This window comes from Bacillus sp. CCB-MMP212 (assembly GCF_022748145.1).
Lineage (GTDB): Bacteria > Bacillota > Bacilli > Bacillales > Bacillaceae_G > Bacillus_A > Bacillus_A cereus.
Genome location: NZ_JALDQE010000001.1, coordinates 175,314 through 202,077 on the forward strand (window position 1 = coordinate 175,314; position 26,764 = coordinate 202,077).

Below are 26,764 nucleotides of genomic sequence, written 5' to 3' on the forward strand. Positions count from 1 at the left end.
GGATCCGGATATATTCACACTAACATTGATATAGCTTTATTTACTAGTACCTGTTCGTAAGCAAATTAAAAAGTCGTGGCTTATAAATGCCACGACTTTTTATATTAATTCGTACTAATGCCTCTCGCTGCCCAAATGCGATCGATATCAGCAGCATGTTGTCCGCCATATAAAAGAGCATCCGCTTGCTTAATCGCTTTTGCTCCATCACTGAATTTAGAGTTTGGTGTTAATGACCAGTGTGATTGTAAAATGATTTTCGTTGCTACATCACGGCCAAAAGCTTGTGCCATTTCGTATTGACCTTGAGCCCAAATTTCACCATCATCATGCACTTCATTCGTTATATCTTTCGGATATACTTTATTCGTATCTAATCGGCGTAAGCATGTTGGATCTGAACTAGAATAAGCTGTCGCATCCCATTCTCCAACACATGCTTTACCATATCCAGTAGTCGATACTGCATCTTCATATGTAGCACCTAAGAAGTCGCCAAATCCTTCTCCCATCGCTCCACCTTCTGCTGAACTACCAAAGCCAGGAACTTGGTTATCTTGAATCGAATGCCCATATTCATGTGCGATAATACCAGCATCTTCTGCATCATCAACACCGCCAGTACCGAAAGTTAAAGCTTTTGTTGATGGAGAATAGAATGAGTTATCATCAGTTGTACCATTAACATTCACTTTTATCGAACGGTTATTAATATTTTTAAAACCTAGACTTTGAATGTAACGTTGCAATGTGTCGATATGATAGTACGACATAACATCTTCAAAGCTATCATTTGCGCGTGTATAGTTAAATTGTAAATTCGTAGATTTTGTTTTCGCTTTTGAAGAAATCGTTACATATTCTCCAATTAAAAATCCTGTTCCATCTAAACCTTTTAACGTAACAGTTTTCAGTTGGTTCGTTAGAGCTGTTGAATCTGCATCGTTATTATCTTTTAAGCCTACTTTACTACCGCTAGATACGACTGGGTTAGGTAAAAATACTTTTCCTGACCCTTCAGCTTTTCGGTTTATATCAACCTTTTTAATTAACTTTCCATTTTCTGCATCAATAAATGTTTCCCATGCACCAAATGGATTATTAGAATGGACTACAACTTTATATACTGGACGAGCAATTCCTTCTTCAACAATATATCCGAACTCTTTATCTGTAGGAGCCCATAAATTTTGCTCACTTGCTTCTCCAACATACGCCATTGATTTTTGTATTGCATCTTTTTCACTAATTTTTGTCGTTACTTCCTTCACACCTGTAACAGGCTGATAATCAGAAACAGCGAGTACTCCCTTTCCCTCTCCGTTAAGCGTAACTGTAATTTGTTTTGAAAATACAGGTGCACCATTAACAACTTGTTGGAACCTAACATATGAAGCTACTGACGTTTCTGTTGTAGAAATATATTGCAAGTCTGAAAGGTCTGTTTTCAATCCATACTGCGCAGCATTTTCTTTTAAATATTCAGTTGCTTTTTTCTGTGGCGAATAAGCTTCTAACTTTACTTGCTGTTGTTTTTCCAATGCCGAAACCGTAGAAATCGTCCCCATTACTAACGGTACAGTCATTGCCATTGCCACCATTTTTTTATTAAACATAGAACCACTCCCCCTAATAAAGTAGCTCAACCTTATCCCATTACCACTCGGCAATCATTCCCCACAAAATGGGGGGATAAAAATTGAATCTACGAGTAATTCTCTATGGACACTTCTATTACCTTTCCATTTAGGGTAAGTGAAATTTTCTCAATATTTATGTGTAAAGTGAACACAATATTTTAGAAATATATTTCTAAAGCAATTCCTTAACTCTTAAACTTTTTAAATGACTTTGTAAAAAAACAGGCCACTTTTTTACCTAACGATAGGTTGAAAAAAATATTAATGAATGATACGATTTATATAACCTTTTTTTAGGAGGCTTTATTATGAGCAAAAGTGCAGAAACACTCTCTTCAATTATGGAAGCAAGCTATCGACTGTTTGCCGGACATGGTATTACCAAAACGACTTATTCAATGATTGCTGAAGAAGTCGGCATTGCTAAACCGTCCATTTATTATTACTTTAAATCTAAAGATGCATTAATCGAATGTATTTTCACAGAATTATGTGCTGCGATGCAGTTTTCTTCCTTCTTCCATACAGAAGAGTTTACGAAAGAAAATTTTATTGAGAAATGCATTGAAATTGGATTCAAAATAATTGATGAACAGCAGAACGATCCTTATTTTAATCGTGTGTTGCAAGAATATGTATTACTATCTTCAAGAAATGATATGTACAAAGATCGATTACTAACTGTGCAAACAGAATATTTACAAGGGTTTGAATCACTCCTTACAAAAGCAAATGAGCTGCAATTAATTGAAAATAAAAATCTAGTTTCAAAAGCTCATATGTTAGCATTAGTGCTTGATAATGTCGGGAATTTTATGATGTTACATGTGGATATAGATTATAGACAAATATGGATGGAAGCTGTAAACAGTATTTTTGAAAGAAGGGATTGAATTGAATACTAAAAAACGAATTATCGGCTTAGACTTTGCTAGGGCCTTGGCGATGTTTGGTATGCTGCTTGTTAATTTTATGGTGATAACAGGTGCAGAAGGAAATGGTCCCCCATTTTTAATAACCTTCATGTCACTTTTTGAAGGTAGAGCTTCTGCCTTGTTTGTTATACTTGCTGGAATTGGCATATCTTTAATGACTAGATCCTCTGTTGCTAGAAATGAAAAAATAAAAATTTCTAATAGCCGAAAGATCATATGGAAACGTGCACTATTCTTATTTATTTTAGGATTACTTTTATACGTAATGGAGTGGGCTGGGGATATATTACACTACTATGGTGTTTACCTTTTCGTTGCTGCCTTACTCATTACAGTCCGAAAAAAAGCATTACTCTTCTTATCTATTATTATCCTACTCTTGGCACAATCTCTTCAGCTTACTTTCAATGCTTTCGAAGGTTGGGGAGGCCCTACTCCATTTATAAACTATGTAGACTTCTGGACAGTTAACGGTTTTCTTCGCAATTTATTCTTTAATGGTTATCACCCTTTTTTCCCTTGGTTTTCGTTCTTCTTAATCGGTATGATAATTGGCAGATTAGATCTTCATAATAAAAAGATTAGAGATAGGTTGCTCTTGCTCGGTATTACATTCACCATATTGATAGAACTTTTATCAAAAGGGCTCACGCATTACTTCATTCCACACATTGGCAAAGCAGCTGCTACATTTTTGTTTAATACAGGACCCATTTTACCAAATATATTATATATTTTATCTGCTACAGGATCCGCTATTGCTATATTAATACTTTGCCTCTATATCACTGAAAAATATGAAAATAATTGGTTTGTTACTTCCATTATACAAACAGGTCAATTAACATTAACTCATTATGTAAGTCATGTATTTATCGGTATTGGAGCATTAATTCTATTCAATAGAATGGAACATCAAACACTACTTTTCGTTTTATTATTTGCTACTGTATTTTTCATTTTCAGTATTTTGTTTAGCGTATTATGGAGAAAGAAATTTTCTAGAGGACCTATCGAATGGATTATGAGGAAATTAGCTAGTTAATTTACCTCCATACGAAAAAGGAAGTTGGAATCATTCCAACTTCCTTTTTTCTTTAATTAGCTGCACTTAATTTGATTCTAAGTTTTGTTTCACCTAAAGAAAGTTCATCGTCTTCGTTCGTTAAGTGACCAAATGTAAATTGTTTAACGAGTAAGTTTTCTTCCAATAAATCTTTATGGTTCGTTAACGTTCGTTGTAGCTCTACTTCTGTATCAAGAATAACATCGACTCGTAAATTAACTGGTAAATTCAACTGTTTACGATATTCTTGAACCGCACGAATAAATTCACGCGCTACTCCTTCTTGTAACAATTCTTCCGTTACATTCGTATCTAACATAACCGTATATTGTCCGTTAGTCGTGTTAGAGAATCCTGATTTTGCAACTTTCTCAACTAACACATCTTCAGCAGTTACAACTACTTCTTCTCCTGGTGTTGCTTCGTAAACTGCTCTTTCTGTTGATACAAAGTTTTGTACTTCTTCTTGTGATAATTGTTTTAGCCAACCATTCACTGCATTCACATTTTTACCGAATTTCGGCCCCGCTGTTTTAAAATTAAGCTTCAATTGATATGATGTGTATTTTGTTTCATCGAGTTCAACATGGAACGCTTTTACATTTAACTCATCCATAACGATATCACGATAAGATTCCCAATCCATATCATTCTCGTTATGCTCAAGTAATACAAGTTCTGCTAGCGGCTGTTTTACTTTTAAAGAATGCTGATTACGGTTACTTCTTCCAAGTTCAACAACTTGTAAAACAGCATCCATTTCCGCTTCTAATTTCGGCTGAAGTAGTGATTCATTTACAACTGGATAATCAGCTAAATGAACGCTACTTCCTTCTAAATTAAGATGAATGTCTTCCGCGACAAACGGTGTGAATGGTGCAATTAATTTACTAATTGTTACAAGTACTTCATGAAGTGTCTCATACGCAGCAGCTTTTTCAGCGTTCATACCAGATTCCCAGAAACGATTACGTGAGCGTCTTACATACCAGTTACTCACTTCATCTACAAGTGCTGCAATTTCACGAGCTGCATTCGTAAATTGATAATCATCAAGTGCTGTTCTCACTTTTTTCGTTGTACTATGCAATCTTGATAATACCCATTCGTCTAATTTCGTACGCTTTACATCATACGTTTCTTTCGGGTTATACTCATCTAAATTTGCATATAAAACGTAGAAGCTATACACATTGACTAATGTATCTACAAATTTAGATTTCGCTTCCAGTACTGTTCTTTCAGAAAAACGCTTCGCATTCCACGGGGCACTATCAACAAGTAAAGCCCATCTTAGCGCATCTGCACCAAACTTATCTACTAAATCAACTGGATCTAGTGCATTTCCTTTGCTTTTAGACATTTTCTGCCCTTCTTCATCTAAAACATGCCCTAGTGATAACACTCGTTTATACGGTACTTTTCCTGTATATAGTGCCGATACTGCTAATAAACTATAAAACCAGCCGCGTGTTTGATCAATTCCTTCTGCAATAACATCCGCTGGAAACTGCTCTTCAAATAACTCTTTATTTTCAAATGGGTAATGATATTGTGCAAATGGCATAGAACCACTATCAAACCAAACATCAATCACTTCTGGTGTACGATTCATTGTGCCTCCGCATTTTTCGCAGCGGACTTGCACTTCATCTACATAAGGCTTATGCAATTCTAAATCTTCCGGTGTTTCTTTCGTACTATGCTTTCTTAATTCGGCAATGCTTTTCGGCGCAAACTGATGATCACAACTTTCACATTCCCATACGTTTAATGGCGTTCCCCAATATCTATTTCGGCTAATATTCCAGTCCACCATATTTTCTAAAAACTTACCAAATCGTCCATGTTTCATATGATCCGGATACCAAGTAACTGAATCATTATTTTGTAAAAATGTATCTTTAATTGCAGTTGTTCGGATTAACCAACTTTCTCCTGCATAATAAAGTAGTGGTGAATCACAACGCCAGCAATGTGGGTAGCTATGTTCATATTTTTCTTTATGATATAGTAAACCTTCTTTCGCTAAATAACGAACGATATCCACATCACAATCTTTTACAAATTTACCTTTCAAAAATGGTACCGCTTCTGTATACTCACCTTTTTCATCTACAACGTGCAAGAATGACAATCCTTCACTTTGAACAACTCTATAATCGTCCTCTCCATATGCTGGAGCAATATGAACAAGTCCTGTACCACTATCTGCCGTTACAAACTCTGCTGCGATAACGCGGTAACCATTTGTGACTTCTTTCATCGGAAATGGCGCTGTATAAGATGTGTTTAATAATTCTTCGCCTTTATGAACAGATAATACTTCATAGTTTTCTTTTAATACTTCTTGTACACGTTCTTTCGCAACAATGTATACATGACCTTCTTGTTTTGCTTTAACATATTCCATATTTGGATGTACAGCAAGCGCAACATTTGCTGGAAGTGTCCAAGGCGTTGTTGTCCAGCCTAAGAAATACTCATTTTCACTATCTTTCACTTTAAACTTCACTGTTGCACTTAAATCTTTTACTGTTTTATACCCTTGTGCAACCTCATGTGAGCTCAATGAGGTTTGGCAGCTTGGGCAGTATGGTGAAACTCTATGTCCTTTATATAACAATCCTTTTTCATGGATCGTCCCCAAAATATGCCATACACTTTCGATATATGGATTCTCTAAAGTTACATATGGATCATCCATATCTACCCAATAACCAATACTTTCAGTGAATTCACGCCACTGCTTTTCATATGTGAAAACACTCTCTTTACACTTTTGAATAAATGGTTCAATACCATATTCTTCGATCTCATGTTTACCAGAAATACCAAGTTGCTTCTCAACACCTAGTTCTACAGGTAAACCGTGTGTATCCCATCCTGCTTTTCTTACTACTTTATAACCAGCCATCGTTTTATATCTTGCTACTAAATCTTTAATTGCCCGACCAAGTGCATGGCCGACGTGTGGTAAACCGTTCGCCGTTGGTGGTCCTTCATAAAACACAAACGATTGCGCGCCTTCTCGATTCTGAATTGATTGTTCAAAAATGCTTTGTTCGTTCCACTGCTTACGAATACGTGTTTCTCTCCCTACAGCTGACTCTTTTACATCTACTTTCTTCATCTACAATCACTCCTTTGAATGTTTTAAAAGCACACAAAAAACCCGTCCCTATGAAGTAGGGACGGGTTTACCCGCGTTACCACCCTAATTCTATTAGCTTTTTCACTAATAGCGCTTAGCAACGTACTATCATACGTGTTCTTTGTAACGGTAGACATCCGTCCGGGCTTACTCACTTTCAGCCTCAGCTCCTCGGAGATGATTTTCAAATAACGTCTGCCCACCGGCTTTCAGCAATATACCGGCTCTCTGGAGAACAGTTCACTATTTTACTCTTTCTCGTCTTCAGATTTGTATACTTTATTAAAAGTTATTTTATGCCATTTGACAACTAATTGTCAACTAATTCAAAATATATTCTTATACAATTACTTTTCAAATTCTCGCAATGCTGCTAAATTTTCATCATCCTCAATAAGTTCAGCAAAGAATCCCGATTCATCCTCACGAAGGACAATTTCAAGCTCTTCCTTCGCCTCTTCATTTCTATTTAACTGTGCTAAATAACAAGCACGATCATATCTTGCTAACAAATCATTTGCATCCATTGTTAATACTTCATTTGCTATTTTTTCTGCCTTTAGTGTTTGGCCGGCACCATGATATGAAGACGCTAAAGAAAGGAGAATTGCTGTTTCATTTGGATGATGTATAGAAGCATTTTCTAATAGATGAATTGCCTCTTCAAACCTTTCTTGACTTTGATACATTTCTCCTAAAGCAAGAAATGCTCTACTTACAAACGGTGTTTGCTCCGTTAATTGTAAGGTAATCTTTTCTGCTTTTCTTTCTTCCCCTGCTTTAAAGAATACTTGTGCTTGCAGAAGAAGAGTATCATAATCATCTGGTAGTTCTCGAACCATTTGCTTCGTTAATTCCAAAGCATCTCTTAACATATCTTCTTCCTCGCACTCAACGAAAAGATTTACAAGTTGCTTCGCTACTTCATAATCCCATCTATTTTCTAGTGACGTGTGCAGAATCTCTATTGCTTCTTTATTCATCTCTACATTCTCATAAAATAGCGCAAATCGCTGTGCTGCCATACTATTTTTCGGATTTAACTTTAAAGAGATTTCATATAAATCAATTATCATAGTAACCATTGAAATTTCTTTGGCACGATTTTTCATACGATAAAAAGCTCTCGTAATGATAGATCGTTTTGGCTGTTCATGCAGCTGACGTTCAATCCATATTTCCGTAACCGCAGCTGCAGCATACATGAATGCTGTACTTCTTTCTGCTTTTTTCACCTTTAACGTATGAAGAAAATCTCGTATGTTAGACAATTTTTTATGTTGCTCTACTGCTTTTACATAAACATCAAATATACGTTCATTATCAAAATCTTTTTGTATTACTTTCATTGCAACTTCAATTGCTTTTACATTTCTTTTTTTCACTAATACTTTTGCATAATGATATAGAACTTCTATATGCTCACCATCTAATTGTAGCGCGTATTCAATCTGTGCTTGTTCTTTATCTATTTCATTCATCGCTCCGTACACATATGCAATCGCATCTAAACGCCATATTTCAGGTACTTCTTCCTCTAATTGTTCTAGTTCAGTCAGCAATTCTTCCTGAAGATTCATATCTACTGAAAGCTGTGCCAAATATTCCATATTAATATGCAACGGCTCTTCCTTCATCGCCTGAACCATATGACTTTGTTCTTTAGAACGGTTTTCTTCTTTTTCGTATATTTCCGCAAGCTGTAAATGTACACCTACGAAATTCCCATCAAGCTCTAAACATGTTTCATACGCTTGTTTTGCTTCCGTCAATTGCCCTAATGCCATAAGTGTTTCACCAATTCGGTAATACGGTAATGCCGTTTCCTTTTGTTCTATCGCCTTATTATATCTTTTCATCGCTTGGCCGTACTGTCCAATAGATTCATATAAAATACCTGCATAACAACCGTACTCACTTACTTCATTACTTTCTTTGTGTAACGTTCTTAAAAACGCTATACCTCGTTGTACAAATTCCGTTCCTTTAATTCGATTCACATATTCATCTAACGCACTTGCTACATTATAATCACTTTTCTTTATACCATTTTCTAACTTAGATAGCGCTACTTTAAATCCTTCTTCATTTCCACCAAGTTCAATTTCAGCATCCCATAAAACCATTCCTGCATTCATGAGGAAATCTTGGCTCTTTTCAATTTGCTTCTCAAGACCAAGAATGTATTCTTTTGCTTCCTTGTATTGTTCTCTTGCCATATACACTTGTGTAAGTCCGAAGTGAGAATAAACATCCTCATCGTTTTCTTCTAAAGCACGCTTATACAATACTTCTGCTTCTTCCAAGCTATCATTTTGAAAATGATAGTCACCTAATTTTACGTAAAGAGGTGCTTTATCATCACAATTCTCAATACCGTTTAATAAAATTTCTTTCGTACTTTCCTCATCCTTCAAATCAGATTCGTATATTTCCGAAAGTTTCGTATAAATGTAAGGTGCATTACTATCCAAATGAATCGCTACTTTAAGCCCTTTTATTGCTAAATATAATTTTCCTAGTTGATGTGCACATCTCGCTCGTTCATACCATACATGTGCTTCATATTTATACTCTTTTAACAAGTCATTAAAGATTTCATATGCTTCTTCATATCTTTCTAAATCTATTAATATTAAACCGTGATTCGTTAAAGTGAACCTTTCAGGACTGCGCTCTAACGCAACTTGAGAGTATTGCAATGCTTTTTCAGATTGATCAATATACATATAGGATAAAGCGAGAAAACTCCAAGCAATAGGCTGATCTGCGTCTAATTGTAACGATGAACTAAAGCTTGAAATCGCTTCTATATAACTTTCCTGCTCAAAAGCATATCTTCCGTTTATTAAATGATATAATGCACGATTATTTTTCTTCTCAACGCTTGTCAGCATTTGCTCCGCTTTCTCTACTTCTTGAAGACGAATAAAACACTGTGCACCATGCAATTTAACAAAGTCCGAGTTCGGAAACTTTTCCATTAACTTATCGATACAATATAAAATAAATTCTTTATCTACTTCAACATCTAAGTGCTTTATCGTATATAGCCACGTATTTGGATTATCGCTCGTTTCTTTTAAAAATTGTACTAAGTTACTAATTCCCTCTTTGTCATGTTCATCTAAATGATCCGTAAGAGAAAAAATAGATTTAAAATAACGATTTTCTTCCTCATTTAGAAACGCTAGTTGCGCCTTCTTTTCTTTCGGAACAAACGTGATTGCTAAACAGCCTGTATAACGATATTTTTCTTGTAATTTACTATATTCTACAAGAACTGGTTCTATAAAGTTTGGATCTTGAACATAGAAAGCTTGCAATGTATCATCATATCCAGATAGAACTTGTACGTGTGAAGCATGCTCAATATCTATACTTAATAAAACAGGAATTCCTTCATCAATCAGTCTCTTATAATTCTCTTCATTCCCTTTAAAATAACGATATTCATAACCTAATTCTTCTAAATAAGAAACAGTATCTGAAAACTTCGATCCTGTCATATCAAAAATAAACTCTGCTATTTCATCTTGTGTACGTGTCTCTCCCCATATACGCAACATCATCTCTAAACTTGTCGGAACACAATAATTATCCTTTTGTACAATAGGAACTATCGGCAAGTGAACCTTTTTTCCATCCGGATTTTTTTCTAAATTATGATATAAAGATTCTTTTAAACTCTTTTCTTCTTTTAATAGCTTTTGTAAATCTGCAAATTTATTCATTTTGTACAGCGCTTCTGCACGTAAATGTACAAAGTAAGTGTTATAAGCATGATATGGCAGCTGAGTATTTATGTTATCTATTACCGCTAACATCTCTTCATATTGCTCTAAATCTAATAAATACTTTACCTTCTCAAAATGAAAATATGGTACTTGTGGGAACTTTACAATCGCATCATTAATTAACTGTATCGCACGTTTTTGTTCTCCTTTATTTGCATACAATTGTGATAATAAATAGGTAGATAACTCTTCACAATCTTCATGCTGCATGCCAGCAATAAATTGTTCTTCCGCTTTCTCCCATTCGCCTGTATGCATATAAACGTAGCCCCATTTATCAAACACTACGCGCGTACTATACTCCTCTGCTTTTTGCATATACATTAGCGCTTCTTCATTTCTTTTCATTTCTAAAAGACATCGTACTAATGTAAAATATGTTTTCGCTAAAAAATCTGCATCTATTTCTTCTTTACTTAACTCTTCTAAAGAAGATTTTAACAACTGCTCTGCTTCAAGAATTTTCCGCTCATCAATTAACTCATCACAATATAAAGAGAGCGTTCTCATATTTGGGAATTTTTTATAAGCGTAACGAATGAGGAATGAACTGTATTGGTGCATAAGCCCTTCATCAGTAAGGCGAATTAATATATCGAACTCCTTATGCGAAGTAATATTGGCAAGCCAATTCTTCACATAGGATAAAGTATTCGTTTCTTTTATATATGCAATTTCATTATTTATTTCCTGTAATCCATCTACAAATCTCTTGTCTTTTAAACAAGTTTCTAACTGCTTAAAATCTAGCATGCATTCACCTCGAATTTATATTTATACTGCTACTTGCTTAGATTTTACACACCATATAGTATGTATTCAACTAAAATCTCTTATAATGGATGGTATTAATTAATATTATTCAAATTTATAACAAAATATAGTAAAAATGATTGTTTTTCTCCGTATTTTGTTTAATTATATGGAATAACGTAACATGCGGTTTTAATCTTGTAGAAGCTGAAATTAGTACATAAAATTATATCAGCGATAATTCAAATATATCGGCGATTTTCAAATTATATCGACATTAAACGACGATCCTTATATATCATGACTTTTAACATACTATGTCACCAAATGTAATTTTCATATTCGGAGCGTATACTAAAGAAGAATGCACATGAAATATTTTAAAAAATCGTAGTTCAGCTTCATATTGAGCTAGCGCATCATCATATGTTAATCCTCTAGCCATTAAACGTTCTACAAATTGTTGCTTATCACCCGGATTACCTGCAATCCCCTCTTCTTTTAATGATTGATACAAATCGTTTTTATCATTGTGATGCATATTTGAATCTAAAAAGTTCACTTTATCGCTTACTCTACATTCAATATTTTTCACACCTAATTCACTTAAATATATCGGTATTTTCATACCAATATTTCCATCTTTTCCACTCCTCTGCGTGTCACTTTCAAATAAATTCTGCAAAATACCTAGCTGGATAATTTCCGATTGGTTCTCTCCATCCAAAGTGTATGAAGACATATTTGATATCCAATGTGGTTCAAAACAGATTATTTTCCCGCCACTTTTAACTGAATGAATCATTTTTTGTAGCATCGTTTTTGGTGAACTCATATGTAATAAGAAGGCATGACAAATTGCTATATCGTATGTATCGTTCAATTCAATTTCTATAGCATCTCCCTCCAGAAATTCTGACTCGTACGGAAGTGAACGAAACAACTCTCTCGCTTCAGCTAATAATGTTTCTCCACTATCAATGCCTGTATACTTTGATCCTTCTGGAAGTAAAGGCATTAATAATAAGCCTAAATAACCATATCCACAACCATAATCAACAACATGGATTGGCTCAGAAATCTTCCAAACTGAATTCACTAGAAAACTTACATAATCGCTATTGTAATATAAATCTCTCGTATTTTTTAAATACGCTAGTTTACTGTTCCAATCGTATGTTTCCAACCTCTAACGCCTCCTTTTATATACACCCCTTACAATTCTCCATTTAACAAAACATTCCTACATTTTTAACAATTACCCAAGAAATTGGTTTTAATAAGGTGAGATTACTGCTTACATGACTCCTATACCAAATAAAAAGGCATACATATCTGTAATGATACATACACCTTTTATGCTACATCTCCTCAGGAGCCTCCACCCCAAGTAAACGTAATCCTTCTTTTAATACAACCGTCACAGCATAAACCAATGCGAGTCTGCTGTCTTTTTCTTCACTCTCTTCTAATATACGAACATTACCGTAATATTTATTGAACGATTGTGCTACATCTAATACATATTTCGAAATAATCGATGGCTCATTTTTATTGAAAGCTGCTTCAATTACTTGTGGGAATTTGTTTAGTAATTTTACGACACTCCAGCTATGATCGTCTTTTAAAGCAAACGTACATGTTTCAAATTCTACACTTTCTTTTCTTAAAATAGAGCAAGCACGTGCATGTGTGTACTGTACGTACGGGCCTGTTTCTCCTTCAAATTTCAGCATGTTTTCTAATGAGAATTCAATATTGTGCATACGCTCATTTTTTAAATCGTGGAAAATAACTGCACCTACACCGACTTGCTTTGCTACTACTTCTTTTTGTTTTAAGTTTGGATTTTTCTCTTCAATATTTTGTTTTGCAAGGTCGATTGCTTCCTCAAGTACTTCTTCAAGTAAAATAACTCTTCCTTTACGTGTCGACATTTTCTTACCATCTTTTAAAATGAAGCCAAACGGTACGTGTTCCATACCATCAACCCAAGTATAGCCAAGTTTTTTTAATACAGTGAAAAATTGATTGAAATGTAAGCTTTGTTCTGGACCAACAACATATAGCGCTTTATCAAACCCATAAGTGTTTTGACGATATAAAGCTGCCGTTAAGTCACGCGTTGCATAAATCGTCGCACCATCTGATTTTCTAATTAAGCAAGGCGGCATTCCTTCTTCTTCTAAATTAACGACTAATGCGCCTTCTGATTCTTCCAGTAAGTCGTGCTCTTCTAAAATCCCAATAAAGTCTTCCATTTTATCATTATAGAAAGCTTCGCCTTGAAAATTAGTAAATTCCACACCGAGAAGTTCATAAATACGAGAAAATTCTTTTAATGATTCGTGACGGAACCAATTCCAAAGTTCAACTGCTTCTTCATCGCCTTCTTCTAGCTTTTTAAACCAAGCACGTCCTTCTTCTTCTAATTCATCATTCTCTTTTACTTCTACATGAAACTGAACATATAACTTAAATAGCTCACGTATTGGATCTTCTTTCACTACTTCTTCATTTCCCCATTTTTTATAAGCCGTAATTAACTTTCCAAACTGTGTTCCCCAATCTCCTATATAATTAATCCCTACAACTTCATAGCCACATTTTTCAGCGATATGTTTCAGCGAATTTCCTATCATTGTAGAACGTAAATGCCCCATCGAAAAAGGTTTCGCGATATTAGGAGAGGAATAATCAATTACTACTGTTTTTTCACAGCCAAAGTGGTTTTGACCGAACTCTTCTTTCTCCGCTAAAACTGTTTTTAATACTGCATCACTTACAGTTTCACGATTGAAAAATACATTTACATAAGGACCAACGGCTTCTACTTTCGTAAAAAACGGATCATTTAATTTCTCAGCAACTTCCTTTGCGATAAGAGCTGGTGTTTTTTTATATTGCTTCGCTAATGAAAAACATGGGAACGCTGCATCTCCAAATTCATCTTGTTTCGGTGTTTCAATTAAATCTAAAATTTGTTTTTGCGTTAATTCATTCGTGAAAATATTAGATAAACTTTCCGCAAACTGTATTTTATAATCCATGATACAACCTCCTTATTTTTTAAAACACAAAAAACTCGTCTCTAAAAAAGAGACGAGTTTGAACCCGTGGTACCACCCTTGTTGTTCGTTACGAACCACTTTCCCGTTTATAACGAGGACAGGGGGCCTCGGCTTTCTCTACTATTCGTTCAAGAAGCATCTCCGAAGTGCGCTTCATCTTTTTCTTCCGTACTAGGCTCACACCATCCCTAGCTCGCTTTCCTTCTAAAAAAGACTACTCTCTTCATCACAGACAGTATATTTAATTAATTATTGCTTATTATACATCTTTTCAAACAATTAGCAAGGGTCAATTACACCAAAGTGAAACTTAGCACTTTTTCTTTTGTATACGTGAAAATTGTGTTTTTCAAATCTAGAACTACGGAAATGATCTTTTAATACAACACGCTTTCTCGCCACTCGCTTCGCCTCCGCAATTGTTTCATCAGTAATATCATGATACAAAGCGAAGTGTTTTAATCCTTTAATTCCGTCAGATTCTATGACAGTTTCTTCAAACATCGGATCAAGGTAAACGACATCATAACTATTGTCTTCACATTGCGCTAAAAATGAAAAATGCTCCGTTTGCGTTACTTGGATTCTTTGCATTGCTTCATCGATTTCAGAAACAGATGAAGACCATGTTTTCAAACCATTTCTCATGATATAAGCCATATATTCATTGCCTTCAAGTCCTGTTACTGTTCCACTTTCACCAACAACATAACTAGCTACAATACTATCTGATGCCATACCGAGCGTACAATCTAACACTGTCATTCCGCTCTCTAATTTAGCAGCTTGTACAAACGGATCGTGTTCTCCACGCATTAACCTTTTCACACGAAACATCGCTGAGTTCGGATGAAAGAAAAATGATTCTTCCGTACCTTTCGGATAAATAGCTAATCGGTTCTTTCCTACGACAAGTATATCTTGTTCATACTGCTCATGTAATTTATGCACTGGTATATCATTACGTAAAATGAAAGAACGATTTAATTCTTCTGCTACCTTTTTTGCATATGCTGTCATTTCTTTGTTTGTTCTTCCTGCTGTTGTTACGATCATTGTTTCACCTCTATATAAAGAAAAGAGGGAGATTTACTCTCCCCCTTCTTTAACAATTCTTTTCGAAAGCTTGCTCTAAGTTCGTAATAATTTCGTCCATAGTTGCACCTTCAATTTCATGACGGTGAATGAAGTGAACAACTTCTTTTCCTTTTAATAATGCCATAGATGGTGAAGATGGAGGAATTTCTCCGAAGTATTCACGCATTTTTGCAGTAGCATCTTTATCTTGACCTGCGAATACAGTTACAAGATGATCAGGTTGTTTTTCAGCACGAACAACCGCTTGACCTGCTGATGGACGTGCTAAACCAGCTGCACAACCACAAACAGAGTTTACAACTACTAAAGTTGTACCTGATGTATTTTCCATAAATTCTGTTACAGCTTCTTCTGTAGTTAACTCTTCAAACCCAGAACGCACTAACTCTTGGCGCATTGGGATTACCATTTGGCGCATGTATTCTTCATAAGCATTTGACATCTTGTAATCTCTCCTTCAACTTTCATTCCAAATTCATCATATCACGCTCTATTAATAGGTGCAAAAGAAAGATAACGATGATTTCATTTTTTTGTAGGGATTTCACAAACCCCACCGCGGCAATGTCCCACTGGAACAAGTTTTCTATTATTAGCGATATAATCGTATACTTTACTTCCAAAACCAAGTACGATAGATAGCTTTATAAAAGGAACTGCAAACCAATAAGATGGAACGGCCTTTGCTAATACATCTATGCTCTGAATGCCGTCATACCACTTATTATTTTTAAAAATATACAGTCTTTGTTCCATTTTACTTTGTAGTTCTTGAGAAAGCTTATATTTCTCAACTACATCTTCATTTCGAAATGAAACAAATTTCATCTTACCCTTTTTATCTAATTTTTTCGTACGTTCTGCAACGGCCGTACACATCGGACACCAACTATCATAGAAAACAATCATACATTATTCCCCTTTACGAGACTCCGTCATTTGTTTCCATACAGAACCTTTTGCTTCTTCTCCGCCTTCAATACGCTCTAATGCTAGACGTGCTTGCATCGCTACTTCAAACTCTGAATCATCTTGCGCTGCTTTTAATGCTGGAATCGCACTTTCATCTCCAAGTTCAAATAAGAACATCGCTGCACGCCAGCGTACTAATTTACTTGGATCTTTCAGAGATTTAATCATAACGAACATCGCTGCCGGATCACCTACATCTGATAAACAATCTCCTGCAGTACGACGAACACTTACAGAGCGATCTAACAACGCTTTATATAATAACGGTAATACTTCATCACCTTTTACCATACCTAAATACGCTGTTGCTAAACGGCGTATTGAAACTTTTTCATCATCTAACGCCATCTTCAACACTGGAATATCTTCTTCAGTAGGATCCATTTGTTCTAATGCTGCAAAACGGTTTTTCCAGTCAGAATCTTTCATCATCTCTTCTGTTACTTTATATGGTTCACGCTTTTGAATCGTTACTTCAACAGCACCTGCTTGATTTAATAATTCTTTAACCGTTTCATTTACACGTTCTTCTGAATAAGCAGCAACAATCTCTTCTACTACTTCTTTCCCGATTTCTTCAAAATTACCGTAACGTGTACTTTGTTCTACCCATTTACGCTCTTTTACAACGTTTGGTGCAGACATTTGTACTTTCATAATTGATTCTTTGAAACGATCTGGTAAGCCAACGCGTTCTTCCGATGTTCCATCTGTTAACTTTACTTGCATTGGAATTGTAAAGAACATTTGAACAAACACTTTCACTTCTCCAAAATGAGACAGTTGTTGTTCTTCACTTTCTTCCACTACTTCTTCGCCAAAAACAGCACGAACTTGTTGTAATAATACTTTCCAGTCATACTTTGCATTTCGCTCGACTGCTAAAAAGTCAGCTACATGATACACACCTTTAATGCCTTCAATTTTCAAAATTTCTTGCACTTGCATTGGTGCTTGTTCTTTATTTTCATTTGTATAATTATTACGCGCTCCTGATGGTAATACTTCATTCAAAATAACTTTCATTGTATTTGGACTTGGCGTCGGTTCAATTGCTTTAATCTTCACGTAAAAAACTCTCCTTTATTGCGTGTTCTTAGCTGTATTGTAACATGTTATCACTCTATACTCCTACTCAGGTGCTTAATTTTACTACTTTCTTCCCGCTACCATACTATTTCATTCTTTTTACATTTCAAATTAGGGATGGGATTTTAAAAGCTTTCGTTTCCGATGATTTTTATTTTTTATCCATTTCTTGAGGCATCGCCATTATTTTTGAAAAAAACACGCTAAACAAAAAAATATGTAAATAAGCTATCCATATGGATAGCTTATTTACATATTTTTCGTTATTGGAAGTTATTTATTTGCTAATAAATCTTCTGCGTAACATTTAATCATCATGTAGCCTGCGTAACCGAACTGATCATACGTATCTGCTTCTTCTTTGGTCGCCTGTCTAAGTACTGAATATCCTTTCATTAACATACAATTCTCATCATGAACCATTTGTGAAGTGAAATACTCTGTTTCAATTCCATCTAATTCTAATGAACGATAGCCACTTATAAAACCATCCAATGCTGTTTCATGAATGGTTTTAATATGAACATCTATTTGTATTAACGTTTTACAACCTTTTAAATTTTCAGCCATAGGTGGGCTATCTCCGATCCAATCCATCAAACCTGCTAAAAATCCCCTTCTACTATTTGGATCTGTTTCAATTACTCTACCACATGCAAATTTACTGTTATCTAAAGGAATAGTCCAAAATTGCCCTGGTACTAAATAACGATTTGATTTTGGTTTAAATGGATAGTTTATACTCATTGTTCTCCCCATCTCTTTTTTATCTATTGTATAACATATTCATGTAAAGTTAACATAACGTCCTATTATCGGTAGCAACAAAAAGGAGGATTCCTTACTCTCAGAAGGATCCCCTTTTTTATTTTCTATCACTCGATTCTTCTTTTTATACATTCCTATCCTGGCATGGGTTTTACGGTTCTCGATTGTTACTGGATTAGCCGAAAAACGTAATAAAATTTTGTATACTCTTTACTTGTTTTCCAAAAAAATCTGGCGGTACTCCTTCTTTAAGTTTATTAAAATACTTTCCACAATTTTTTCCGTAGCTATTACTTAAAATCACCTTTTATTACGATGCCCCCTCCCGCCTTCTCTCCAAAAAGGTAATACTCTCAATCACAACTTCAGTTCTATATATTCTCTTGCCTTGTTCATCATCGTAATTACTCGTCTGAATACGCCCTGTAATCCCAACAAGTGATCCCTTCTTACAATATTCAGTTACATTCTCAGCCGATTTTCGCCAAACGACACAATTAATAAAATCGACTTGTTGTTCACCTAAACTATTTCGAAATCCTCTATTCACCGCAATACATATTCTTGCATAAGCAACGCCTTGTTTTGTGTAGTATAATTCTGGCTCCTTTGTCAATCTACCGATTAATACAACTCTATTCATCATAAGTTATACCACCTCACATATTTTTCTCCATTGTAAGGAGAAATGGATGAATGGTAAAAAGCACAAAATGATGTATCCGTAAGTAAAAAGTATTAATTTAGACCTTACAAAACAAAAAAAGAAACCATACATAGTTCAAACATGTATGGTTTCAAAATTTATTACACTTCAGTACAAGATATGTAATATCCTCCGCGAGCCATCTTTATTTCAGCACGGTACATTACATTTTCTAAGTAAAAAGTAATCGGTTTAACTTTACTCTCAAATTTTAGTCTTTCATTGCATTCAGTTGCATATCCTTCAATCGCTGAAGTAATAACTTCAGATGATGGATACGTTAAAGCTTCATCTAGTTCTATGAAAAAACTTTTAGAAAATAGTTTTTTCATAATCCCCTTCTTCCCTTTCATCATATTCCATCTCCTTCAATTCAAGTTGATAACATCCATATTATACCATACGTTCAATATATCTTTGAAAATAAAAAAAACCTGCATTTTTCATGCAGGTTTTTTTTATTAGTCATTTTTCGTAAAGTAAGAAACGAAACGAAGAATTTCTAAGTATAACCAAACTAATGTAAGCATTAGTCCCATTGCAGTGTACCACTCCATATATTTCGGAGCTTGACTACGTACACCATTTTCGATTAAATCGAAATCTAGTAATAAGTTTAATGCAGCAACTACAATAACAACTGCACTAATAATAATACCGATTGTACCACCTTGGTGAATGTATGGAACAGTTACACCAAACATATTTAGTAGGAATACGACTAAATACATAACCATAATTCCAAGTGTTGCTGCCATAACGCCTGTACGGAATTTATCCGTTACTTTTACTACGCGTGTTGCATATAACACTAACATTGCAAATAGAATTGAGATTGTTAGTAATACAGCATTTAAAACGATAGAATCGCCAAATTTCATTGTATAAACTGCTGAAATACTTCCTAACACAACCCCTTCTACCGCCGCATAGATTGGTGCACCAAAAGGTGAAATACGCGGGAAGAACATAGACGCAAATGCGATGATTGCTGCAACGATTAAAGCACCAATTAATACTGGCATCTTCATCGTCCCCTGCATCATCTGTATGTATGAATAGACAGACGTTGCAAGTAGCAAGATAAGCATAATGAACGTTTTGCCTACTGTTCCGCCAATCGTCATCGCAGAAGCGCTTGCTCCCTCTTTACGGAATGCCTCTTTTTTCAACATTGGATTAGATGTTCTCATTTTTTCCCTCCTAAAATAGGTTCTACCAATAGTGTAAAGTTTTTCTCTTTACTTTTCAATATATGCAGCTTGTTTTTATTTTAATCCTTCAACGATGTCTGATAGTTCACTCCATCTTTCCATCTTTTTTTCTAGCTCTTCTTCTATTTTCTGCTGTGCTTCAGATAATTCTTGTGCCTTTGTGAAGTCAGATCCAACTTTCGCAAGTTCTTCTCCAATTGACTCAATTTTTTCTTCAAGTTCGGCAATTGTATCTTCAATCGTTTCCCATTCACGCTGCTCATTGTATGAAAGTTTACGTTTACGTTGTTGTTTTGGAGCTTCTTCTACTACTTTTTTCTCTTTTTGAACTTCCGCTTTCTCCATAAGTTCTCTCGTTTTTTCCATTTCTAAATAATCTGTATAACTACCTAGGAACTCACGCACTTCGCCTCCACCAGTAAAGATGAACAGTTCATCTACTACTTTATCTAAGAAGTAACGGTCATGCGATACAGTTAAAACGACACCTGGGAAATCTTCTAAATAATCTTCTAGTACTGTTAATGTTTGTGTATCTAGATCATTCGTAGGTTCATCAAGTAAAAGTACGTTTGGTTCTCCCATTAAAATACGTAATAAATATAAACGTCTTCTTTCACCACCAGATAGTTTACCAAGCGGTGTACCATGTGAATGAGTCGGGAATAAGAAACGTTCTAACATTTGAGATGCACCAATTACTTTTCCATCTGTTGTATGAATAACTTCTGCAATCTCTTTAATGTATTCAATCATACGCTGATTTAAATTCATTTCTTCATTTTCTTGCGTATAATAAGCAACTTTTACAGTTTGCCCAACTTCAATTTCACCACTATCAGGAGATAACTTACCTGCAAGCATATTTAATAGCGAAGATTTCCCGCTTCCATTCGCTCCAATAATTCCGATGCGATCGCCTGGTTTCACGATATGATTAAAGTTGTTTAATACCGTTTTATCACCAAATTTTTTCGTCACATCTTTTAACTCAAGTACTTTTTTCCCAAGACGGCTACCGCTAAGTGCAATATCAACTGACTGTTTTGCAGCTGGCCCTTCTTGTCCCTTTAGCTCATCAAATCGTTGAATACGTGCCTTTTGCTTTGTTGAACGGGCTTTTGCACCGCGGCGAATCCATGCTAGTTCGCGGCGATATAAGTTTTGACGTTTTGATTCTTGCGCAATTTCTTGTTCTTCACGAAGTGCTTTCGCTTCTAAAAACGTACTGTAATTCCCTTCATAACTATACAGTTTTCCATTATCTAATTCGAAAATACGATTCGTCACACGATCTAAGAAATAACGATCATGGGTTACAAGTAATACTGCGCCATTATATCGAGCTAAATATTCCTCTAACCATTCCACTGTCTCATGATCAAGATGGTTCGTAGGCTCATCTAAAATTAATAGATCCGGTGTTTCAATAAAACATTGCGCCATCGCAATACGTTTTTTCTGTCCACCAGATAAATTTCCAACAGTTGCAGTGAAGTCCGTAATTCCTAATTTCGTTAAAAGAGATTTCGCATTTGCATTTGCTTCCCATGCACTCATTGCATCCATACGTTGCTGCACTGCAAATAATTGTTCCTGTACTTTTTCATTACTTGGATCTTTTTCGATATGTAATAGCGCCTTTTCATACTCACGAAGAAGACGAATTAAAGGAGTATCACCATGGAAGACTTGCTCTAGCACTGTTAGTTGTTCATCAAACTCTGGTTGCTGTGATAAATAACTAATTGTATACCCACGAGAATGAGTCATATCACCTGTATCAGGAATTTCTGCCCCTGCAATAATTTTTAATAACGTAGATTTACCAGTTCCGTTTACACCGATAATTCCGGCACGGTGTCCTTCTGCAATACTAAATGATAATCCATCAAATAACGGTTTTTCTCCATATGATTTTGATAAGTTTTCCACAGTTAACATTTTCATATTTGTGCATTCCACTCTTTCATAAATTGTTCAATAAACTGTTCCATATAACGATGACGAACTTCCGCCTCTTGTTTTGCTGCGTTCGTATTCATTAAATCTTTTAATTTCAAAAGTTTTTCATAAAAATGATTTAAAGATGGATCATTATTTTTTCTATACTCTTCTTTCGTCATTTCTTCACGCGGCGGAATAGTTGGGTCATACATTAATCTCCCTTTTGCCCCGCCATATGCAAATGTACGTGCAATTCCAATTGCACCAAGAGCATCTAAACGATCCGCATCTTGAACAATTTCCCCTTCAAGCGACTCAAGTGTGCCGCCATGACCACCTTTATAAGACATATTGGCGATGATATGAAGAACATGTTTACTTTCCTCTTCTTCCACATGTAACTCTTCTAACCAATCAGAAACTTTTTTCATTCCTTCTTCTTCACTTTCATTTAACTTCTCATCTGCCACATCGTGAAGTAATGCTGCCATTTCAATTATAAAACGATTTCCCCCTTCTTGCTCGGATAAAGAAATCGCCAGTTTATGTACGCGTTCAATATGATACCAATCATGCCCACTCGCATCTTTTTCTAAAATATGTTTTACAAAAGTAATTGTTTTTTGAATCTTTTCTTGTTTTGTCATTTTATCTTCACCCAGTTACTTATTGTAACACGCCCACATTTTTTCATCACATATTTTCTTGTCCGCCCATACACTGAGTGGTAAGCATCATCATGAAGGAGGAATAAATATGTTCTATAATAATCAACCGCCTTATCCAAGGCAACCATTTTACCCTCAACAACAAGAACAAAGATACACAGAACAATACGAAGAACAAGAGTTACAACAGCAAGAACAACAATATGACGAAAACCCATATGCAACAACGCAAAATCAAGAAACTGAATTTCAACAAAATCCATATGAAACACGTCCAAATTATGAATATCCTCAAAATCCATATGCGGTACCACAAAACCAAGAACAACCATATCAGCAAAATCCATATGCAGCACCACAAAACCAAGAACAACCATATCAACAAAATCCATATGCAGCACCACAAAACCAAGAACAACCATATCAACAAAATCCATATGTAGCACCACAAAACCAAGAACAACCATATCAACAAAATCCATACACAACTCAACCACAACAACCGCAATACCAACAACAAATGTATCAACCAAACTACGACGCACGTGTCTCACCACCTAAACCACCAACAATAGATCCAACGCAGCCACAAATTTTACCGACAGGACCAACATTAGACATTACACAACCACAAATCTTACCACCTGGACCAATTACTGAACCAACACAACAACAAATTCAACAAGTTGTCGGTACACAGTTTTTACCTTTCAAGAAACCCGTACTAGATTTCGTAAAACCATGGGTAGATTACGGTTTAAATGAAGCAAAACATACATCACACGAACACGCATTAACAGAAGTTGCTGCGATTATGTTTTTAGTTGGTAAAGGCTTCAATCCGACGATTGCTCATTATATCGTAGAATCTTGGGAGAAGAATGAACAATTTTAGGATTGTTTATTTGATAAAATATAAAAAACAAAAAAGTGTCAAACCCCTTATAACAAAAGGGTTTTGGCACTTTTTAATATCTAGAACAAATTTTATTGAAATAATTATTTTTATAGATTTTCATATTCTTTTATATAGTACGTGAACAAAATGTGAGCAAAATGTGTGCAAATATATGAATCGCATTTCGCTGTTGTTGCACCGGTTATTTAAACCAATTCTCAATTATGAGATTTATATGAGAAACTAACACTTTTCCCTGTTGACACTTGGACAGTTTCTTGATAGCAAGCCACACACAGACATTATTATTTATGGAATTGATATACTAGAACATTATCCTTTATATTATTTCAAATATAATTCGGTCGTAATTAAAATAAAACAAAAAGAGGACGTATATATCACGTCCTCTTTTTGTTTTAGATATGCTCACCATGATCAATATAAGTATCGCCGTATTCGTATGCCGGCGCAGGTGGTCTACCGTGATCAAAATCGGCCACATTAGAAATATAATCTGGTCTTTGTGGTGCAGGCGGTCTACCATGATCAGCTTGTGATGTAAAAGATTCTGTAAAACTTCCAATAGTTAAAACAGCAGCAAAACTAACAAATCCCATTAATACTTTTTTCATTTTAACGCACTTCCCTTCTGAAGTAATTCTTTAGCATCATAAGATATATTAAAATATTGGCTAGCCTTCTCATGATTACCTTCTTGATAAAGTTTTTTCGCTAAAATTCCAGCGTATTCTTCCATAAATCCATAAAGTTTTTGGGATTCGAAGTAATCTAGTCCATCTGCAATCGTTGTTTCTAGATTCTGCTTATAATTTTCATCGTATTGTGCTCGAAGTATTCGTAAATGATGTGTATATTCAACGTCAGCTAATCCAAAGCCTTGAGTCAAAAATTCTTGTGCTTGTTCAATTTCATTTACTTTGAAATGTTCTCGAGCCAGTAAGAATACAGTTTTATGATATGGTTTTTCAGATTTATATACATCCATTAAATGTCGTATTGCAGTTGCGGATATACCTTGTTTTGCATAAAGGAAACCCAAGTTGTACTGAATTAAGGTAATTAGTCGAGTACAGTTATGTTTTTTAGCCATATCCAAACACTTAACAAAAAGTTCTTCTCCTTGTTCAAACTGACTTAAAGTGACACTTGCTAATCCCAGGATTGTATCACATTCAATTTGATTTATTACATAATCTTCATACTTTTTGTATATGTCTTTTGCTTTCATTACATGCTTAATCGTTAATAAAGGTTGTTGAAGATGGTAATATAGTTCACCAAGTTTATAATTAAATTCAGCTTTTTCAATGTCATTAGGAATATACTCTAAAAGTCGTTCAGCTTCTTCAAATTGCTCCATAGCCTCTATATAGTTAGCAATCATGGTATTATGCACAGCTTTATAGAAATGGTAGTAGTATTTTAAATACTCATCAATAGTTTTTGTTGTAAGTTTTTCAACTGCATCAAAATCACTACGAGTTACATATGATTTATTTATTAACACTTTATAACTATAATCCAATAGAGAATAATACAATAAGAGATTTTGATCTTGTAGATCTCGGTTTTGTTCGACCATTAAGATACTAATCTTTTCATCAACTTCTTCTTTCATTCTTGTCGCTTTTGTTATTTGCTTAGATAGAATAACTTTATACCATTCATTCAATAGTTTGGTAACTTTTTCATTATTCAGAATTATCATATCACAATCTCCTTTATTTAGTTTATATAGAATCAATCATAACAAAGTTCAATTGTAATAAGTTGTAAAAAATGATTTTATAAATATAATTCAGAATATTTAGTTTTTAATTTATCAATTGACGTATGGTTATCGGTAAATTGTTAGATCGTAAAGATGAAATTCTTTATATAAAAATCATTATAACTCCAGTAATGACATGGTTTTAAGAAGGTTTGTCGAATTGTTTTGCGAAAATTTTAATCTGAATATTGTTTATTTTTTGAATTTTATAGTCTATCATCGGGATTGTGCTAGTAAATACCGGTAAATTAGCATAAATTTTCAAAAGGATGGAGATGTTATTATGGGTTATAAAAATTTATTAAAGAAAAAAACAATCCCAATGTTACTAGTTGGCGGAATGTTAGCTAGTACTGGATGGGGTGCAGGTAATGCATATGCAGATTCGCCTACAGCACCTGAATCTGCTAATTCACCAGCAAAATTTGCAGGTGTAACATCACCTTTGGATACTTCAAGTGCAGACTTTGAAGTGTTATACAGCGAAACAGTAAAATTTGATGAAAATGAAAACGTTATTAATAGAGAGATTTCAGGCACTGAAACTCGTACAAGTAATGTACAAGGAGTAATTATCAATGATGGTAGTTTCAACTGGAAACACGCTAGTAGTAAAGATTCAAACAATAGAATTAATAAAGATAGTTATAATGTAGGACTTATGTTAGTAAATGGATTATCTGTTTATATTCCTTGGAAACCAGTACAGGCTACAGCACAAGTAGTTGCAAGCGGATTAATGTATTTTAATCAACCTTCTGTTACGTATTATCATACTGAAGCATACAGAGATATCGATGCCGTTAACCATTATGTAAAAACAGTAACGGATACAATTAAAAACGGTAAGAAAGTATATACTGATACAAAAGTTATGAAATATACAAAATAAAAAAAGAACCGAACTAGATTATTTATCTAGTTCGGTTCTTTTTTTATATAAACGATTTATTAAGTCAATAATCCATGAATTAATAATAACTACGGTAAAAATTACAAATAAAGCTACAATATTTTCATTAGAAGCTATATATGGTATAAACGTACCGCGCACTAAAAAGAATATAATTAGAGCGAATGCAATTGCCCAAATAAATTTTAACATTAATTCACCTCCTCTAAAAAAATACAAAAGTAATTTTAAAATATAACTATTCTGTTTTGAAAATAAGATTCCTTTTAGTATGTAATAA

At 34.6% G+C, this 26,764-nt stretch carries 22 protein-coding genes and 2 other annotated features; of the genes, 4 read left to right on the forward strand and 18 right to left on the reverse strand.

Annotated elements, in window-relative coordinates; translation table 11 throughout:
* Nucleotides 1-104: 104 nt before the first annotated feature.
* Nucleotides 105-1,616, reverse strand: coding sequence for a M36 family metallopeptidase (locus MRP26_RS00845; RefSeq protein ID WP_000482274.1), 1,512 nt, complete (start codon nt 1,614-1,616; stop codon nt 105-107).
* A gap of 332 nt (nt 1,617-1,948) precedes the next feature.
* On the opposite strand from MRP26_RS00845, the gene MRP26_RS00850 reads away from it, so the two are divergent.
* Both MRP26_RS00850 and MRP26_RS00855 read left to right on the forward strand, forming a co-directional pair.
* Nucleotides 1,949-2,533, forward strand: a complete 585-nt coding sequence (locus MRP26_RS00850) for a TetR/AcrR family transcriptional regulator (protein ID WP_016512885.1) — start codon at nt 1,949-1,951, stop codon at nt 2,531-2,533.
* 1 nt (nt 2,534) lies between these two features.
* Nucleotides 2,535-3,620: a DUF418 domain-containing protein gene (locus MRP26_RS00855; protein WP_197241533.1), complete on the forward strand. Its 1,086-nt coding sequence runs from the start codon at nt 2,535-2,537 to the stop codon at nt 3,618-3,620.
* A 52-nt stretch (nt 3,621-3,672) separates the two neighbouring features.
* Here MRP26_RS00855 and ileS read toward each other — a convergent pair whose 3' ends face one another.
* The 14 genes from ileS to MRP26_RS00925 form a co-directional block, all read right to left on the reverse strand.
* On the reverse strand, nt 3,673-6,774 hold the full coding sequence (gene ileS, locus MRP26_RS00860; protein WP_053564637.1) for an isoleucine--tRNA ligase: 3,102 nt from the start codon (nt 6,772-6,774) through the stop codon (nt 3,673-3,675).
* 54 nt (nt 6,775-6,828) lie between these two features.
* Nucleotides 6,829-7,069 (reverse strand) — a binding site (T-box leader).
* 73 nt (nt 7,070-7,142) lie between these two features.
* Complete coding sequence (locus MRP26_RS00865) at nt 7,143-11,345, reverse strand: bacteriocin-processing peptidase family protein (protein ID WP_242805838.1); 4,203 nt, start codon at nt 11,343-11,345, stop codon at nt 7,143-7,145.
* Between the two features lie 307 nt (nt 11,346-11,652).
* Nucleotides 11,653-12,531 (reverse strand): class I SAM-dependent methyltransferase, encoded by an 879-nt coding sequence (locus tag MRP26_RS00870; RefSeq protein ID WP_197241537.1) that lies wholly within the window; start codon nt 12,529-12,531, stop codon nt 11,653-11,655.
* A 175-nt stretch (nt 12,532-12,706) separates the two neighbouring features.
* Nucleotides 12,707-14,395, reverse strand: a complete 1,689-nt coding sequence (gene argS, locus MRP26_RS00875) for an arginine--tRNA ligase (RefSeq protein ID WP_197241540.1) — start codon at nt 14,393-14,395, stop codon at nt 12,707-12,709.
* A gap of 45 nt (nt 14,396-14,440) precedes the next feature.
* Nucleotides 14,441-14,655, reverse strand: a binding site (T-box leader).
* 40 nt (nt 14,656-14,695) lie between these two features.
* Complete coding sequence (locus tag MRP26_RS00880; RefSeq protein WP_053564641.1) at nt 14,696-15,472, reverse strand: class I SAM-dependent methyltransferase; 777 nt, start codon at nt 15,470-15,472, stop codon at nt 14,696-14,698.
* A gap of 49 nt (nt 15,473-15,521) precedes the next feature.
* Nucleotides 15,522-15,956: a BrxA/BrxB family bacilliredoxin gene (locus MRP26_RS00885; protein WP_000063706.1), complete on the reverse strand. Its 435-nt coding sequence runs from the start codon at nt 15,954-15,956 to the stop codon at nt 15,522-15,524.
* 83 nt (nt 15,957-16,039) lie between these two features.
* The gene (locus MRP26_RS00890) at nt 16,040-16,423 is read right to left on the reverse strand and encodes a thiol-disulfide oxidoreductase DCC family protein (protein WP_000634891.1); all 384 of its coding nucleotides are present in this window, start codon (nt 16,421-16,423) and stop codon (nt 16,040-16,042) included.
* Between the two features lie 3 nt (nt 16,424-16,426).
* On the reverse strand, nt 16,427-17,554 hold the full coding sequence (locus MRP26_RS00895) for a conserved virulence factor C family protein (RefSeq protein WP_000692587.1): 1,128 nt from the start codon (nt 17,552-17,554) through the stop codon (nt 16,427-16,429).
* A gap of 294 nt (nt 17,555-17,848) precedes the next feature.
* Nucleotides 17,849-18,322 (reverse strand): Imm26 family immunity protein, encoded by a 474-nt coding sequence (locus tag MRP26_RS00900; protein ID WP_000026686.1) that lies wholly within the window; start codon nt 18,320-18,322, stop codon nt 17,849-17,851.
* A 331-nt stretch (nt 18,323-18,653) separates the two neighbouring features.
* Nucleotides 18,654-18,989, reverse strand: a complete 336-nt coding sequence (locus tag MRP26_RS00905) for a single-stranded DNA-binding protein (protein WP_000982013.1) — start codon at nt 18,987-18,989, stop codon at nt 18,654-18,656.
* A gap of 161 nt (nt 18,990-19,150) precedes the next feature.
* Nucleotides 19,151-19,405, reverse strand: coding sequence for a DUF4318 domain-containing protein (locus tag MRP26_RS00910; RefSeq protein ID WP_053564643.1), 255 nt, complete (start codon nt 19,403-19,405; stop codon nt 19,151-19,153).
* Nucleotides 19,406-19,510: 105 nt separating this feature from the next.
* Nucleotides 19,511-20,242 (reverse strand): Bax inhibitor-1/YccA family protein, encoded by a 732-nt coding sequence (locus MRP26_RS00915; RefSeq protein WP_001260655.1) that lies wholly within the window; start codon nt 20,240-20,242, stop codon nt 19,511-19,513.
* Nucleotides 20,243-20,317: 75 nt separating this feature from the next.
* On the reverse strand, nt 20,318-22,213 hold the full coding sequence (locus MRP26_RS00920; protein WP_088024748.1) for an ABC-F family ATP-binding cassette domain-containing protein: 1,896 nt from the start codon (nt 22,211-22,213) through the stop codon (nt 20,318-20,320).
* Entirely contained in the window at nt 22,210-22,857 is a 648-nt protein-coding gene (locus MRP26_RS00925; protein WP_069355499.1) for an HD domain-containing protein, read from the reverse strand. Before MRP26_RS00925 ends, MRP26_RS00920 begins: the two co-directional genes overlap by 4 nt.
* A 109-nt stretch (nt 22,858-22,966) precedes the next feature.
* On the opposite strand from MRP26_RS00925, the gene MRP26_RS00930 reads away from it, so the two are divergent.
* Nucleotides 22,967-23,773 (forward strand): hypothetical protein, encoded by an 807-nt coding sequence (locus tag MRP26_RS00930; RefSeq protein ID WP_197241541.1) that lies wholly within the window; start codon nt 22,967-22,969, stop codon nt 23,771-23,773.
* A gap of 422 nt (nt 23,774-24,195) precedes the next feature.
* Here MRP26_RS00930 and MRP26_RS00935 read toward each other — a convergent pair whose 3' ends face one another.
* Both MRP26_RS00935 and MRP26_RS00940 read right to left on the reverse strand, forming a co-directional pair.
* Nucleotides 24,196-24,411 (reverse strand): hypothetical protein, encoded by a 216-nt coding sequence (locus MRP26_RS00935; protein ID WP_000757098.1) that lies wholly within the window; start codon nt 24,409-24,411, stop codon nt 24,196-24,198.
* Nucleotides 24,408-25,508 (reverse strand): response regulator aspartate phosphatase, encoded by a 1,101-nt coding sequence (locus tag MRP26_RS00940; RefSeq protein WP_000584816.1) that lies wholly within the window; start codon nt 25,506-25,508, stop codon nt 24,408-24,410. The genes MRP26_RS00935 and MRP26_RS00940 overlap by 4 nt, the downstream gene beginning before the upstream one ends.
* 346 nt (nt 25,509-25,854) lie before the next feature.
* On the opposite strand from MRP26_RS00940, the gene MRP26_RS00945 reads away from it, so the two are divergent.
* Nucleotides 25,855-26,463 carry a hypothetical protein gene (locus tag MRP26_RS00945; RefSeq protein ID WP_242805839.1) on the forward strand — a complete coding sequence of 203 codons (609 nt, stop codon included), beginning with the start codon at nt 25,855-25,857 and terminating at the stop codon, nt 26,461-26,463.
* Nucleotides 26,464-26,481: 18 nt separating this feature from the next.
* Here the strand turns inward: MRP26_RS00945 and MRP26_RS00950 are convergent, their stop codons facing one another.
* Nucleotides 26,482-26,676, reverse strand: coding sequence for a hypothetical protein (locus MRP26_RS00950; protein WP_000911201.1), 195 nt, complete (start codon nt 26,674-26,676; stop codon nt 26,482-26,484).
* Nucleotides 26,677-26,764: the final 88 nt, after the last annotated feature.

What these genes read in the sequence shown, in the direction of transcription:
- MRP26_RS00905 (WP_000982013.1), bottom strand. Translation starts at nt 18,989, where the DNA reads ATGATGAATAGAGTTGTATTAATCGGTAGATTGACAAAGGAGCCAGAA.
- MRP26_RS00845 (WP_000482274.1), bottom strand. Translation starts at nt 1,616, where the DNA reads ATGTTTAATAAAAAAATGGTGGCAATGGCAATGACTGTACCGTTAGTA.
- MRP26_RS00880 (WP_053564641.1), bottom strand. Translation starts at nt 15,472, where the DNA reads ATGATCGTAACAACAGCAGGAAGAACAAACAAAGAAATGACAGCATAT.
- MRP26_RS00945 (WP_242805839.1), top strand. Translation starts at nt 25,855, where the DNA reads ATGGGTTATAAAAATTTATTAAAGAAAAAAACAATCCCAATGTTACTA.
- MRP26_RS00890 (WP_000634891.1), bottom strand. Translation starts at nt 16,423, where the DNA reads ATGATTGTTTTCTATGATAGTTGGTGTCCGATGTGTACGGCCGTTGCA.
- ileS (WP_053564637.1), bottom strand. Translation starts at nt 6,774, where the DNA reads ATGAAGAAAGTAGATGTAAAAGAGTCAGCTGTAGGGAGAGAAACACGT.
- MRP26_RS00925 (WP_069355499.1), bottom strand. Translation starts at nt 22,857, where the DNA reads ATGACAAAACAAGAAAAGATTCAAAAAACAATTACTTTTGTAAAACAT.
- MRP26_RS00865 (WP_242805838.1), bottom strand. Translation starts at nt 11,345, where the DNA reads ATGCTAGATTTTAAGCAGTTAGAAACTTGTTTAAAAGACAAGAGATTT.
- MRP26_RS00920 (WP_088024748.1), bottom strand. Translation starts at nt 22,213, where the DNA reads ATGAAAATGTTAACTGTGGAAAACTTATCAAAATCATATGGAGAAAAA.
- MRP26_RS00940 (WP_000584816.1), bottom strand. Translation starts at nt 25,508, where the DNA reads ATGATAATTCTGAATAATGAAAAAGTTACCAAACTATTGAATGAATGG.
- MRP26_RS00900 (WP_000026686.1), bottom strand. Translation starts at nt 18,322, where the DNA reads ATGAGTATAAACTATCCATTTAAACCAAAATCAAATCGTTATTTAGTA.
- MRP26_RS00930 (WP_197241541.1), top strand. Translation starts at nt 22,967, where the DNA reads ATGTTCTATAATAATCAACCGCCTTATCCAAGGCAACCATTTTACCCT.
- MRP26_RS00910 (WP_053564643.1), bottom strand. Translation starts at nt 19,405, where the DNA reads ATGATGAAAGGGAAGAAGGGGATTATGAAAAAACTATTTTCTAAAAGT.
- MRP26_RS00850 (WP_016512885.1), top strand. Translation starts at nt 1,949, where the DNA reads ATGAGCAAAAGTGCAGAAACACTCTCTTCAATTATGGAAGCAAGCTAT.
- MRP26_RS00950 (WP_000911201.1), bottom strand. Translation starts at nt 26,676, where the DNA reads ATGTTAAAATTTATTTGGGCAATTGCATTCGCTCTAATTATATTCTTT.
- argS (WP_197241540.1), bottom strand. Translation starts at nt 14,395, where the DNA reads ATGGATTATAAAATACAGTTTGCGGAAAGTTTATCTAATATTTTCACG.
- MRP26_RS00885 (WP_000063706.1), bottom strand. Translation starts at nt 15,956, where the DNA reads ATGTCAAATGCTTATGAAGAATACATGCGCCAAATGGTAATCCCAATG.
- MRP26_RS00915 (WP_001260655.1), bottom strand. Translation starts at nt 20,242, where the DNA reads ATGAGAACATCTAATCCAATGTTGAAAAAAGAGGCATTCCGTAAAGAG.
- MRP26_RS00935 (WP_000757098.1), bottom strand. Translation starts at nt 24,411, where the DNA reads ATGAAAAAAGTATTAATGGGATTTGTTAGTTTTGCTGCTGTTTTAACT.